Origin of the sequence: Burkholderia aenigmatica (assembly GCF_048627025.1) — a bacterium.
Classification (GTDB): domain Bacteria; phylum Pseudomonadota; class Gammaproteobacteria; order Burkholderiales; family Burkholderiaceae; genus Burkholderia; species Burkholderia aenigmatica.
Map to the genome: position 1 here is coordinate 323,778 of NZ_CP184468.1, position 13,494 is coordinate 337,271.

At 61.7% G+C, this 13,494-nt stretch carries 10 protein-coding genes; all 10 read left to right on the forward strand.

The features are described 5' to 3' along the window. The first annotated feature begins 17 nt into the window (after positions 1-17). The 10 genes from rpoC to rplW all read left to right on the forward strand — a co-directional run bounded on the left by rpoC (position 18) and on the right by rplW (position 13,494). Positions 18-4,262 carry a DNA-directed RNA polymerase subunit beta' gene (gene rpoC, locus ACN8ZM_RS01500; protein WP_043191865.1) on the forward strand — a complete coding sequence of 1,415 codons (4,245 nt, stop codon included), beginning with the start codon at positions 18-20 and terminating at the stop codon, positions 4,260-4,262. 321 nt (positions 4,263-4,583) lie between these two features. Next, positions 4,584-6,431, forward strand: a complete 1,848-nt coding sequence (gene recQ, locus ACN8ZM_RS01505) for a DNA helicase RecQ (RefSeq protein ID WP_043191862.1) — start codon at positions 4,584-4,586, stop codon at positions 6,429-6,431. Positions 6,432-6,657: 226 nt separating this feature from the next. Next, the gene (rpsL, locus tag ACN8ZM_RS01510; protein WP_006400662.1) at positions 6,658-7,038 is read left to right on the forward strand and encodes a 30S ribosomal protein S12; all 381 of its coding nucleotides are present in this window, start codon (positions 6,658-6,660) and stop codon (positions 7,036-7,038) included. Positions 7,039-7,210: 172 nt separating this feature from the next. Continuing rightward, a complete protein-coding gene (gene rpsG / locus ACN8ZM_RS01515) occupies positions 7,211-7,681 on the forward strand; it encodes a 30S ribosomal protein S7 (RefSeq protein WP_006477195.1) in 471 nt (156 codons plus the stop codon). Between the two features lie 123 nt (positions 7,682-7,804). Beyond that, positions 7,805-9,907, forward strand: coding sequence for an elongation factor G (gene fusA / locus ACN8ZM_RS01520; RefSeq protein WP_011350673.1), 2,103 nt, complete (start codon positions 7,805-7,807; stop codon positions 9,905-9,907). Positions 9,908-9,946: 39 nt separating this feature from the next. Continuing rightward, positions 9,947-11,137 carry an elongation factor Tu gene (gene tuf, locus ACN8ZM_RS01525; protein WP_011350666.1) on the forward strand — a complete coding sequence of 397 codons (1,191 nt, stop codon included), beginning with the start codon at positions 9,947-9,949 and terminating at the stop codon, positions 11,135-11,137. 286 nt (positions 11,138-11,423) lie between these two features. Then, positions 11,424-11,735: a 30S ribosomal protein S10 gene (gene rpsJ / locus ACN8ZM_RS01530; RefSeq protein ID WP_004199280.1), complete on the forward strand. Its 312-nt coding sequence runs from the start codon at positions 11,424-11,426 to the stop codon at positions 11,733-11,735. A 177-nt stretch (positions 11,736-11,912) separates the two neighbouring features. Further along, on the forward strand, positions 11,913-12,563 hold the full coding sequence (gene rplC, locus ACN8ZM_RS01535; protein WP_006482922.1) for a 50S ribosomal protein L3: 651 nt from the start codon (positions 11,913-11,915) through the stop codon (positions 12,561-12,563). Further along, complete coding sequence (gene rplD / locus ACN8ZM_RS01540; protein WP_011350675.1) at positions 12,563-13,183, forward strand: 50S ribosomal protein L4; 621 nt, start codon at positions 12,563-12,565, stop codon at positions 13,181-13,183. Before rplC ends, rplD begins: the two co-directional genes overlap by 1 nt. Beyond that, positions 13,180-13,494: a 50S ribosomal protein L23 gene (gene rplW, locus ACN8ZM_RS01545; RefSeq protein ID WP_004199275.1), complete on the forward strand. Its 315-nt coding sequence runs from the start codon at positions 13,180-13,182 to the stop codon at positions 13,492-13,494. The genes rplD and rplW overlap by 4 nt, the downstream gene beginning before the upstream one ends.

Here is a 13,494-nt window from a genome sequence, read left to right on the forward strand (position 1 = left end):
ACTACGGAGAGAAAGCAATGAAAGCTCTGCTCGATCTATTCAAGCAAGTCCAACAGGAAGAAGTTTTCGACGCGATCAAGATCGGTCTGGCCTCGCCGGACAAGATCCGTTCGTGGTCGTTCGGTGAAGTGAAGAAGCCGGAGACCATCAACTACCGTACGTTCAAGCCGGAACGCGATGGTCTCTTCTGCGCGAAGATCTTCGGGCCGATCAAGGACTACGAGTGCCTGTGCGGCAAGTACAAGCGTCTGAAGCACCGCGGCGTGATCTGCGAGAAGTGCGGCGTCGAAGTGACGCTGGCGAAGGTGCGTCGCGAACGCATGGGCCACATCGAGCTGGCCTCGCCGGTCGCTCACATCTGGTTCCTGAAATCGCTGCCGTCGCGTCTGGGCATGGTGCTCGACATGACGCTGCGCGACATCGAACGCGTGCTGTACTTCGAAGCCTACGTGGTGATCGAACCGGGCATGACGCCGCTGAAGGCGCGGCAGATCATGACCGAAGAGGATTACTACAACAAGGTCGAGGAATACGGCGACGAATTCCGTGCCGAAATGGGCGCGGAAGGCGTGCGTGAACTGCTGCGCGCGATCAACATCGACGAGCAGGTCGAGACGCTGCGCACCGAGCTGAAGAACACCGGTTCGGAAGCGAAGATCAAGAAGTACGCGAAGCGCCTGAAGGTCCTCGAGGCATTCCAGCGCTCGGGCATCAAGCCCGAGTGGATGATCCTCGAAGTGCTGCCGGTGCTGCCGCCGGAACTGCGTCCGCTCGTGCCGCTGGACGGCGGCCGTTTCGCGACGTCGGACCTGAACGACCTGTATCGCCGCGTGATCAACCGTAACAACCGGTTGAAGCGTCTGCTCGAGCTGAAGGCTCCTGAAATCATCGTCCGCAACGAAAAGCGGATGCTGCAGGAAGCCGTCGACTCGCTGCTCGACAACGGTCGTCGCGGCAAGGCGATGACGGGCGCGAACAAGCGTCCGCTGAAGTCGCTCGCCGACATGATCAAGGGTAAGGGCGGTCGTTTCCGTCAGAACCTGCTGGGCAAGCGCGTCGACTACTCGGGCCGTTCGGTCATCGTGGTCGGCCCGACGCTGAAGCTGCACCAGTGCGGTCTGCCGAAGCTGATGGCGCTCGAGCTGTTCAAGCCGTTCATCTTCAACAAGCTGGAAGTGATGGGCGTCGCGACGACCATCAAGGCTGCGAAGAAGGAAGTCGAGAACCAGACGCCGGTGGTGTGGGACATCCTCGAAGAGGTGATCCGCGAGCACCCGGTGATGCTGAACCGTGCGCCGACGCTGCACCGTCTCGGTATCCAGGCGTTCGAGCCGGTGCTGATCGAAGGTAAGGCAATCCAGCTGCACCCGCTCGTCTGCGCGGCGTTCAACGCCGACTTCGACGGTGACCAGATGGCTGTTCACGTGCCGCTGTCGCTCGAAGCGCAGATGGAAGCGCGCACGCTGATGCTGGCGTCGAACAACGTGCTGTTCCCGGCCAACGGCGATCCGTCGATCGTGCCGTCGCAGGATATCGTGCTGGGTCTGTACTACGCGACCCGCGAAGCGGTCAATGCGAAGGGCGAAGGCCTGTCGTTCACCGGCGTGTCGGAAGTGCTCCGCGCGTACGAGAACAAGGAAGTCGAGCTGGCATCGCGCGTCAACGTGCGGATCACCGAAATGGTCCACAACGAAGACACGTCGGAAGGCGCGCCGCAATTCGTGCCGAAGATCTCGCTGTACGCGACGACCGTCGGTCGCGCGATCCTGTCGGAGATCCTGCCGCACGGCCTGCCGTTCTCGGTGCTGAACAAGCCGCTGAAGAAGAAGGAAATCTCGCGCCTGATCAACACGGCGTTCCGCAAGTGCGGTCTGCGCGCGACGGTGGTGTTCGCCGATCAGCTGATGCAGTCGGGTTTCCGTCTCGCGACGCGCGCCGGCATCTCGATCTGCGTGGACGACATGCTCGTGCCGCCGCAGAAGGAAACGATCGTCGGCGACGCCGCGAAGAAGGTGAAGGAGTACGACCGCCAGTACATGTCGGGTCTCGTCACCGCGCAGGAACGCTACAACAACGTGGTCGACATCTGGTCGGCAACGTCGGAAGCGGTCGGCAAGGCGATGATGGAGCAGCTGTCGACGGAGCCGGTGACGGACCGCGACGGCAACGCCACCCGCCAGGAGTCGTTCAACTCGATCTACATGATGGCCGACTCGGGCGCCCGGGGTTCGGCGGTGCAGATTCGTCAGCTGGCCGGTATGCGTGGCCTGATGGCGAAGCCGGACGGCTCGATTATCGAGACGCCGATTACCGCGAACTTCCGCGAAGGTCTGAACGTGTTGCAGTACTTCATCTCGACCCACGGTGCACGTAAGGGTCTGGCTGATACGGCACTGAAGACCGCGAACTCGGGTTACCTGACGCGTCGTCTCGTCGACGTCACGCAGGATCTGGTCGTGGTGGAAGACGATTGCGGCACGTCGAACGGCGTGGCGATGAAGGCACTCGTCGAAGGCGGTGAAGTCGTCGAAGCGCTGCGTGACCGTATCCTCGGCCGCGTTGCGGTCGCGGACGTCGTGAACCCGGAAACGCAGGAAACGGTGTACGAATCGGGCATGCTGCTCGACGAAACGGCGGTCGAGGAAATCGAACGCCTCGGCATCGACGAAGTGCGCGTGCGCACGCCGCTGACCTGCGAAACGCGTTACGGCCTGTGCGCAGCCTGCTACGGCCGTGACCTCGGCCGCGGCTCGCTCGTGAACGTCGGCGAAGCAGTCGGCGTGATCGCGGCACAGTCGATCGGTGAGCCGGGCACGCAGCTGACGATGCGTACGTTCCACATCGGTGGTGCGGCATCGCGTGCGGCAGTGGCTTCGTCGGTCGAAGCGAAGAGCAACGGTATCGTCCGCTTCACGGCGACGATGCGTTACGTCACCAACGCGAAGGGCGAGCAGATCGTCATTTCGCGTTCGGGCGAAGCGCTGATCACCGACGACTTCGGCCGCGAGCGCGAGCGTCACAAAGTGCCGTACGGCGCAACGCTGCTGCAGCTTGATGGCGTGACCATCAAGGCCGGCACGCAGCTCGCGACGTGGGATCCGATGACGCGTCCGATCATCACCGAGTACGGTGGTACGGTGAAGTTCGAGAACGTCGAGGAAGGCGTGACCGTCGCGAAGCAGATCGACGACGTGACCGGTCTGTCGACCCTGGTCGTGATCGACGTGAAGCGCCGCGGTTCGCAGGCTTCGAAGAGCGTGCGTCCGCAGGTGAAGCTGCTCGACGCGAACGGCGACGAAGTGAAGATCCCGGGCACGGAGCATGCGGTGCAGATCGGCTTCCAGGTCGGCGCACTGATCACCGTGAAGGACGGTCAGCAAGTGCAGGTCGGTGAAGTGCTCGCACGTATCCCGACGGAAGCGCAGAAGACGCGTGACATTACCGGCGGTCTGCCGCGGGTGGCGGAACTGTTCGAAGCGCGTTCGCCGAAGGATGCCGGCATTCTCGCGGAAGTCACCGGTACGACGTCGTTCGGTAAGGACACGAAGGGCAAGCAGCGTCTCGTCATCACGGATCTCGAGGGCAACCAGCACGAGTTCCTGATCGCGAAGGAAAAGCAGGTTCTGGTTCACGATGCTCAGGTCGTCAACAAGGGCGAAATGATCGTGGACGGTCCGGCCGATCCGCACGACATCCTGCGTCTGCAGGGTATCGAGGCGCTGTCGCGCTACATCGTCGACGAAGTGCAGGACGTGTATCGTCTGCAGGGCGTGAAGATCAACGACAAGCACATCGAGGTGATCGTTCGCCAGATGCTGCGTCGTGTGCAGATCACCGACAACGGCGATACGCGCTTCATCCCGGGCGAACAGGTCGAGCGTTCCGACATGCTGGACGAGAACGATCGCATGATCGCCGAGGACAAGCGTCCGGCTTCGTACGACAACGTGCTGCTCGGTATCACGAAGGCATCGCTGTCGACCGACTCGTTCATCTCCGCGGCATCGTTCCAGGAAACGACCCGCGTGCTGACCGAAGCGGCGATCATGGGCAAGCGCGACGATCTGCGTGGCCTGAAGGAAAACGTGATCGTCGGCCGTCTGATTCCGGCCGGTACGGGTCTCGCGTTCCACAAGGCACGCAAGGCGAAGGAATCGTCGGATCGCGAGCGTTTCGACCAGATCGCAGCGGAAGAGGCATTCGACTTCGGCACGCCGAGCGCGCCGGCAGAAGAGCCGCAGCAACACCCGGCAGCCGAGTAAGCGCGGGCGGCGCGAGCCGCCTTGCCTTGCTGTCATCGCTGTCATCGAAACCGCCCGGTTCTGCCGGGCGGTTTTTTTTCATCTGTCGTTCTCGCGCATGACGGACTTGTGCCGTGCCGCCGGCGGTTGCTTGCGAGCCAGGCGCCGCCTGCCTGCAGGTGCCGCCGCAGCCGTCGCAATCACTCGCAACGCGGCCCTGGCAGGCCCGTCATGCGCGCGAACGAACCCTGGCCAACCGGCCAAAACTGCACGATTCGCCACGCGTCGCGCGAGCGGGTTGTTAAAATTGCGGTCATCGTTTAGCCGTCTCTGCCCTCATTCATGTCCCGCGCCCTCGAAATCCTCGACGAAGTATTTGGTTACCCCGCATTTCGCGGCCAGCAGGGCGAGATCGTCGAACACGTCGCCGGCGGTGGCGATTGCCTCGTGCTGATGCCGACCGGCGGCGGCAAGTCGCTGTGCTACCAGATTCCGGCGCTGCTGCGCCGCGAGGCGGGGCAGGGTGCGGGCATCGTCGTGTCGCCGCTGATCGCGCTGATGCAGGATCAGGTCGCCGCACTCAGCGAAGTCGGCGTGCGCGCGGCGTACCTGAATTCGACGCTGTCGGGTGCCGAGGCCGCGGCGACCGAGCGCGCGTTGCGCGAAGGCGAAATCGACCTGCTGTACGTCGCGCCGGAACGGCTGATGACGGGGCGCTTCCTCGACCTGCTCGAGCGCGCGAAGATCGGCCTGTTCGCGATCGACGAGGCGCATTGCGTGTCGCAATGGGGGCACGATTTCCGTCCGGAATACATCCAGCTGTCGGTGCTGCACGAGCGGTTCCCGTCGGTGCCGCGCGTCGCGCTGACCGCCACGGCCGATGCCATCACGCGCGACGAGATCATCCACCGTCTCGCGCTCGACGACGCGCGCGTGTTCGTGTCGAGCTTCGATCGCCCGAACATCCGCTACCGGATCGTCGAAAAGGACAACGCGCGTTCGCAGTTGCTCGATTTCATCCGCGCCGAACACACGAATGCCGACGGTACGACGGATGCGGGCGTCGTCTATTGCCTGTCGCGCCGCAAGGTCGAGGAAACGGCCGAGTGGCTGAAGGCGCAGGGCGTGCGTGCGCTGCCGTATCACGCAGGGATGGAGTTCGAGGTGCGGCAGAAGCACCAGGAAATGTTCCAGCGCGAGGAAGGCATCGTGATGTGCGCGACGATTGCGTTCGGCATGGGCATCGACAAACCGGACGTGCGCTTCGTCGCACACCTGGATCTGCCGAAGAGCGTCGAAGGGTACTACCAGGAAACGGGCCGCGCCGGCCGCGACGGGATGCCCGCGAATGCGTGGATGGCGTACGGTCTCGGCGACGTCGTCCAGCAGCGCAAGATGATCGACGAGTCCGATGCGGACGACGCACACAAGCGCGTCCAGACGTCGAAGCTCGACGCGCTGCTCGGGCTGTGCGAGACGATCTCGTGCCGCCGCGTGCGGTTGCTGAACTACTTCGGCGAGGAGAGCAAGCCGTGCGGCAACTGCGACACGTGCCTCGAGCCGCCCGCTTCGTGGGATGCCACGCGTGAGGCGCAGATGGCGCTGTCATGCGTGTTCCGCGCGCAGCGCGCGAGCGGCTTCAATTTCGGCTCGAGTCACCTGATCGAGATCCTGCGCGGCGGGCGCACCGAGAAGGTGTTGCAGCGCGGCCACGACCAGCTCACGACGTTCGGCATCGGCGCGTCGCTGTCGGAGCCGGAGTGGCGCGCGATTTTCCGTCAGCTCGTCGCGTACGGCTACCTGGCCGTCGATCATGGCGGCTTCGGCGCGCTCGTGCTGACCGAGGCCGCGAAGCCCGTGCTGAAGAACGAGGAGAAGGTCACGCTGCGCCGCTACGTGAAGCCGCAGCGTACGCGCCAGTCGTCGAGCCGCAGCGGTACGCGCGTCGATCCGACGGCCGGCATGGGCACGCGTGAGCGCGCACGGTGGGATGCGCTGCGCGCATGGCGTGCGGAAACGGCGAAGACGGACGGCGTGCCGGCCTACGTGATCTTCCACGACGCGACGCTCGCCGAGATCGCACGCAACGCGCCAGAGTCGATCGACGACCTGCGCCATATCCCCGGCATGGGCGTGCGCAAGCTGGAGCGCTTCGGCGACGAGATCATCGACGTCGTCGAGTCGGCCTGACACAGGCGTTCCGACCCTTCCGGTAAACCACACGTCCGGCTGGCGAATCACGCAAGCCGTTGACTTAGTTGGTATTTCCGGAATATGATGCTGGGTTCCGGTATTCGGTGGGCCGAGTTGCGTTCGAAAGTTCGCCCCGTTTCGCCGGTTCGGAAGTCAACTGTGCGCCGATTCTCGCTTTGCCCGAAATCGATGCGCAGATTTTGTTCAATTTCAGGAATAAACAATGCCAACCATCAACCAACTGGTTCGCAAAGGCCGTCAGTCGGAAACGACGAAGAGCAAGAGCCCGGCCCTGCAGGACTGCCCCCAGCGTCGCGGCGTGTGCACCCGTGTGTACACGACGACGCCGAAGAAGCCGAACTCGGCACTCCGTAAGGTCGCCAAGGTTCGTCTGACGAACGGCTTCGAAGTGATTTCGTACATCGGCGGTGAAGGCCACAACCTGCAGGAACACTCGGTTGTGCTGATCCGCGGCGGCCGTGTGAAGGACTTGCCGGGTGTGCGTTACCACATGGTTCGCGGCTCGCTGGATACCCAGGGCGTCAAGGACCGTAAGCAAGCGCGCTCGAAGTACGGCGCGAAGCGTGCAAAGGCTGCCAAGTAAGCAGTTTTTGATCAGGGATCGCCGCAGGGCGGTCAAGGCGGGAGTGCCGGATTGCCGGTGCTGTCGAGTAAGTGGTCACCCGGCCAAGCTGGTTAGTCGTGAAGATGTGATCGGGTTTGTTGGTGGCCGCGGAGCTGGAACCAGCTCCAACTGAACAAGTAAAGGAAGAATCATGCCGCGTCGTCGCGAAGTCCCCAAGCGGGAAGTGTTGCCGGATCCGAAGTTCGGTAACGTTGATGTAGCCAAGTTCATGAACATGCTGATGCTGTCCGGCAAGAAGTCGGTCGCAGAGCGCATCGTTTATGGCGCATTCGAACAAATCCAGACCAAGGGTGGCAAGGACCCGCTGGAAGTGTTCACGGTTGCGCTCAACAACGTCAAGCCGGTGGTCGAAGTGAAGAGCCGTCGCGTTGGTGGTGCCAACTATCAAGTTCCGGTCGAAGTGCGCCCGTCGCGTCGTATGGCATTGGCGATGCGCTGGCTGCGTGAGGCTGCGAAGAAGCGTAGCGAGAAGTCGATGGCCCTGCGCCTGGCAGGTGAACTCTCCGAAGCGGCCGAAGGCCGTGGCGGCGCGATGAAGAAGCGCGACGAAGTTCACCGCATGGCAGAAGCCAACCGCGCGTTCTCGCATTTCCGTTTCTAAGCGCCTGGCTGGGCTTTTAGCGGAAATAAATTCCGGGCGGGTGCGCTTTTCAGGCGCCTCGCCCGTTTGTGTTGAAGCACGATGCAGCGGCGCTGCATCGCGTCATCCCAGTAGAGGATCAAAGTGGCTCGCAAGACTCCTATCGAGCGCTACCGCAATATCGGTATTAGCGCTCACATCGACGCCGGCAAAACGACGACGACCGAGCGCATTCTGTTTTACACCGGTGTGAACCACAAGATCGGTGAAGTCCACGACGGCGCAGCCACGATGGACTGGATGGAGCAGGAACAGGAGCGTGGCATCACGATCACGTCCGCTGCTACCACGGCCTTCTGGAAGGGCATGGGCGGCAACTATCCGGAACACCGCATCAACATCATCGACACCCCGGGCCACGTCGACTTCACGATTGAAGTCGAGCGCTCGATGCGCGTGCTCGACGGCGCGTGCATGGTGTACTGCGCAGTGGGCGGCGTGCAGCCGCAGTCGGAAACGGTGTGGCGCCAGGCGAACAAGTACAAGGTGCCGCGTCTCGCGTTCGTCAACAAGATGGACCGTACCGGCGCGAACTTCTTCAAGGTCTACGACCAGCTCCGTCTGCGCCTGAAGGCGAACCCGGTTCCGGTCGTGGTGCCGATCGGCGCGGAAGAAGGCTTCAAGGGTGTCGTCGACCTGATCAAGATGAAGGCGATCATTTGGGACGAGGCATCGCAAGGTACCAAGTTCGACTACGTGGACATCCCGGCTGAACTCGTCGACACGTGCAATGAATGGCGCGAAAAGATGGTCGAAGCGGCTGCCGAGTCGAACGAAGACCTGATGAACAAGTACCTCGAAGCGGGCGAGCTGTCCGAAGCCGAGATCGTGAAGGGTCTGCGTGACCGTACGATCGCGTGCGAAATCCAGCCGATGCTGTGCGGTACCGCGTTCAAGAACAAGGGCGTGCAGCGTATGCTCGACGCCGTGATCGATTTCCTGCCGTCGCCGGTCGACATCCCGCCGGTTACGGGTGAACTCGAAAATGGCGAGAAGACGGAGCGCCGTGCGTCCGACGACGAGAAGTTCTCGGCACTCGCGTTCAAGATCATGACCGACCCGTTCGTCGGCCAGCTGATCTTCTTCCGCGTCTACTCGGGCGTCGTCAATTCGGGCGACACGCTGCTCAATGCGACCAAGGACAAGAAGGAACGTCTCGGCCGTATTCTGCAGATGCACGCGAACCAGCGCGAAGAAATCAAGGAAGTTCGCGCAGGCGACATCGCTGCTGCGGTCGGCCTGAAGGAAGCGACCACGGGCGACACGCTGTGCGATCCGGCACATCCGATCGTGCTCGAACGCATGATTTTCCCGGAGCCGGTGATTTCGCAGGCCGTCGAGCCGAAGACGAAGGCTGACCAGGAAAAGATGGGCCTGGCGCTCAACCGTCTCGCTCAGGAAGATCCGTCGTTCCGCGTGCAGACCGACGAAGAATCGGGTCAAACCATCATTTCGGGCATGGGCGAGCTCCACCTCGAAATTCTGGTCGACCGGATGAAGCGCGAATTCGGCGTGGAAGCGACCGTCGGCAAGCCGCAGGTGGCGTACCGCGAAACCATTCGCAAGTCGGCCGCGGACGTCGAAGGCAAGTTCGTCAAGCAGTCGGGTGGTCGTGGTCAGTACGGCCATGCGGTCATTACGCTCGAGCGCAGCGAACTGGGCAAGGGCTACGAGTTCGTCGACGCGATCAAGGGCGGCGTGATTCCGCGTGAATACATCCCGTCGGTTGACAAGGGTATCCAGGAAACGCTGAAGAGCGGTGTGCTGGCAGGCTTCCCGGTTGTCGACGTGAAGGTCACGCTGACGTTCGGTTCGTACCACGACGTCGACTCGAACGAAAATGCGTTCCGCATGGCTGGTTCGATGGCGTTCAAGGAAGCGATGCGTCGTGCGGATCCGGTTCTGCTCGAGCCGATGATGGCCGTGGAAGTGGAAACGCCGGAAGACTTCATGGGTAACGTGATGGGCGACCTGTCGGGTCGTCGCGGCATCATCCAGGGCATGGACGACATGGTGGGCGGCGGCAAGATCGTGCGCGCCGAAGTGCCGCTGTCGGAAATGTTCGGCTACTCGACGTCGCTGCGTTCGCTGACGCAGGGTCGCGCAACGTACACGATGGAATTCAAGCACTACGCTGAAGCTCCGAAGAACGTTGCAGAAGCGATCATCAGCGCGAAGACGAAGTAATTCGTTATCACAATCGATTATTTTTGAAAGAAGAGAATCATGGCAAAAGGTAAATTCGAGCGGACCAAGCCGCACGTGAACGTTGGTACGATTGGTCACGTTGACCACGGCAAGACGACGCTGACGGCAGCGATCACGACGGTTCTGACGAAGAAGTTCGGCGGCGAAGCGAAGGCATACGACCAGATCGACGCGGCACCGGAAGAAAAGGCGCGCGGCATCACGATCAACACGGCACACGTCGAGTACGAAACGGCTAACCGCCACTACGCACACGTCGACTGCCCGGGCCACGCTGACTATGTGAAGAACATGATCACGGGCGCAGCGCAGATGGACGGCGCGATCCTGGTTTGCTCGGCAGCTGACGGCCCGATGCCGCAGACCCGTGAGCACATCCTGCTGGCACGTCAGGTTGGCGTTCCGTACATCATCGTGTTCCTGAACAAGTGCGACATGGTGGACGACGCTGAACTGCTCGAGCTGGTCGAGATGGAAGTTCGCGAACTCCTGTCGAAGTACGACTTCCCGGGCGACGACACGCCGATCGTGAAGGGTTCGGCAAAGCTGGCGCTGGAAGGCGACACGGGCGAGCTGGGCGAAGTGGCGATCATGAGCCTGGCCGACGCGCTGGACACGTACATCCCGACGCCGGAGCGTGCAGTTGACGGCGCGTTCCTGATGCCGGTGGAAGACGTGTTCTCGATCTCGGGCCGTGGTACGGTTGTGACGGGTCGCGTTGAGCGCGGCATCGTGAAGGTCGGCGAAGAAATCGAAATCGTCGGTATCAAGCCGACGGTGAAGACGACCTGCACGGGCGTTGAAATGTTCCGCAAGCTGCTGGACCAAGGTCAAGCAGGCGACAACGTTGGTATCCTGCTGCGCGGCACGAAGCGTGAAGACGTGGAGCGTGGCCAGGTTCTGGCGAAGCCGGGTTCGATCACGCCGCACACGCACTTCACGGCTGAAGTGTACGTGCTGAGCAAGGACGAAGGCGGCCGTCACACGCCGTTCTTCAACAACTACCGTCCGCAGTTCTACTTCCGTACGACGGACGTGACGGGCTCGATCGAGCTGCCGAAGGACAAGGAAATGGTGATGCCGGGCGACAACGTGTCGATCACGGTGAAGCTGATCGCTCCGATCGCGATGGAAGAAGGTCTGCGCTTCGCAATCCGCGAAGGCGGCCGTACGGTCGGCGCCGGCGTCGTCGCCAAGATCATCGAGTAATATCGACGATCCGCGGATCCCGACGGGGTCCGCGATTCCGCGGTATGCAGTTGTACCGTCGAAACCGGGTGTCCAGCTTGCGCTGGCACCCGGTTTTGTTTTTCCGGCGCGCCGTTGCGTGGGGCGAGAAACTCGCACCATCGCTCCAGAATTTCGTGTAGAATCGCGGGCTTAGCAGTGGAAGTACCGTTCGGAACGTGGTGTCTCGCTCCCCGCAGGCGTCATGTTTCGCGTTCTTTTAGTGTTCGGCGATGCAACATCGCCTCGCTCTTTTCAAGGAATCGTCATGCAGCAACAGAAAATCCGCATTCGCCTGAAGGCTTTCGACTATCGTCTGATCGATCAATCGGCTGCCGAGATCGTCGATACCGCGAAGCGGACTGGCGCAATCGTCCGTGGCCCGGTGCCGCTGCCGACGCGCATTCAGCGTTTTGACATCCTGCGTTCGCCGCACGTCAACAAGACGTCGCGCGATCAGCTCGAAATCCGTACCCACCAGCGCCTGATGGACATCGTCGATCCGACCGACAAGACGGTTGACGCGCTGATGAAGCTCGACCTGCCGGCTGGCGTCGACGTGGAAATCAAGCTGCAATAAGGCTTCCAGCGCCGATCGGCTTGCCGGGCGGCGCTAAGTCTTTGATTGCTTGCGGAAAACGCGAGGTCGGGCTATAATGCTTGGCTTTTCGTGTATTCGCGAAAAAAAGTTGGGCCTTGCGTGCCCGGCATTTTGTAAATCAGCCCCGACCAATCGCAGTCGGGAATGGAGAAAATGATGAGCCTTGGACTCGTAGGTCGCAAGGTTGGCATGACCCGTATCTTCACGGCGGAAGGGGATTCGATTCCCGTCACCGTGCTGGACGTGTCGGACAACCGCGTGACGCAGATCAAGACTGTTGAAACCGACGGCTACACGGCCGTGCAGGTTGCATTCGGCTCCCGTCGTGCCTCGCGCGTGACGAAGCCGCTGGCAGGTCATCTCGCCAAAGCCGGTGTCGAAGCCGGTGAAATCCTCAAGGAATTCCGCATTGACGCGGCCAAGGCAGCTGAGCTGTCGAATGGCGCCGTGGTCGGTGCAGATCTTTTCGAAGTGGGCCAGAAGGTCGACGTGCAAGGCGTGTCGATCGGTAAGGGCTACGCCGGTACGATCAAGCGTTACAACTTCTCCTCCGGCCGTGCTACGCACGGTAACTCGCGCTCGCACAACGTGCCGGGCTCGATCGGTATGGCGCAGGATCCGGGTCGTGTTTTCCCGGGTAAACGCATGACGGGTCACATGGGTGACGTGACGGTGACGGTGCAGAACCTCGAAATCGCTCGTATCGACGCAGAGCGCAAGCTGCTGCTCGTGAAGGGTGCGATTCCGGGCGCGAAGGGCGGCAAAGTCTTCGTGACGCCGGCCGTCAAGACCAAGGGGGCGAAATAATGGAACTCAAGCTCCTGAACGAAAATGGTCAGGAAGGTGCAGTGGTCAACGCATCGGACGTCGTGTTCGGTCGTGACTACAACGAAGCGCTGATCCACCAGGTCGTCGTCGCTTACCAGGCGAATGCTCGCCAGGGTAACCGCGCACAGAAGGACCGTGAGCAAGTCAAGCACACGACGAAGAAGCCGTGGCGCCAGAAGGGTACGGGCCGTGCTCGTGCCGGTATGTCGTCGAGCCCGTTGTGGCGTGGCGGTGGTCGTATCTTCCCGAATTCGCCGGAAGAAAACTTCTCGCACAAGGTCAACAAGAAGATGCATCGCGCAGGTCTCTGCTCGATCTTCTCGCAGCTGGCCCGTGAAGGCCGTCTGTCGGTCGTCGAGGACATCATCCTCGAAGCGCCGAAGACCAAGCTGCTGGCCGAAAAATTCAAGACCATGGGTCTCGACTCCGTGCTGATCATTACGGATACGGTCGACGAGAACCTGTACCTGGCTTCGCGCAACCTGCCGCACGTGGCGATTGTCGAGCCGCGCTACGCTGACCCGCTGTCGCTGATCTACTTCAAGAAAGTGCTGGTCACGAAGGCTGCGGTCGCCCAGATCGAGGAGTTGCTGTCATGAGCGAGATTCGCAAGAACGATCATCGTTTGATGCAGGTCCTGCTCGCGCCGGTCATCTCGGAAAAGGCGACGCTGGTTGCCGACAAGAACGAGCAAGTCGTGTTCGAAGTCGCACCGGATGCCACGAAGCAGGAAGTGAAGGCAGCGGTCGAGCTGCTGTTCAAGGTTGAAGTTGATTCCGTCAACGTGCTGGTTCAGAAGGGCAAGCAGAAGCGCTTTGGCCGTTCGATGGGCCGCCGCAAGGACGTGAAGAAGGCGTACGTTTGCCTGAAGCCCGGCCAGGAAATCAACTTTGAAGCGGAGGCCAAGTAA

Coding starts and splice junctions, on each gene's coding strand:
- rpoC (WP_043191865.1), top strand. CDS start 18: ATGAAAGCTCTGCTCGATCTATTCAAGCAAGTCCAACAGGAAGAAGTT.
- recQ (WP_043191862.1), top strand. CDS start 4,584: ATGTCCCGCGCCCTCGAAATCCTCGACGAAGTATTTGGTTACCCCGCA.
- rpsL (WP_006400662.1), top strand. CDS start 6,658: ATGCCAACCATCAACCAACTGGTTCGCAAAGGCCGTCAGTCGGAAACG.
- rpsG (WP_006477195.1), top strand. CDS start 7,211: ATGCCGCGTCGTCGCGAAGTCCCCAAGCGGGAAGTGTTGCCGGATCCG.
- tuf (WP_011350666.1), top strand. CDS start 9,947: ATGGCAAAAGGTAAATTCGAGCGGACCAAGCCGCACGTGAACGTTGGT.
- rpsJ (WP_004199280.1), top strand. CDS start 11,424: ATGCAGCAACAGAAAATCCGCATTCGCCTGAAGGCTTTCGACTATCGT.
- rplC (WP_006482922.1), top strand. CDS start 11,913: ATGAGCCTTGGACTCGTAGGTCGCAAGGTTGGCATGACCCGTATCTTC.
- rplD (WP_011350675.1), top strand. CDS start 12,563: ATGGAACTCAAGCTCCTGAACGAAAATGGTCAGGAAGGTGCAGTGGTC.
- rplW (WP_004199275.1), top strand. CDS start 13,180: ATGAGCGAGATTCGCAAGAACGATCATCGTTTGATGCAGGTCCTGCTC.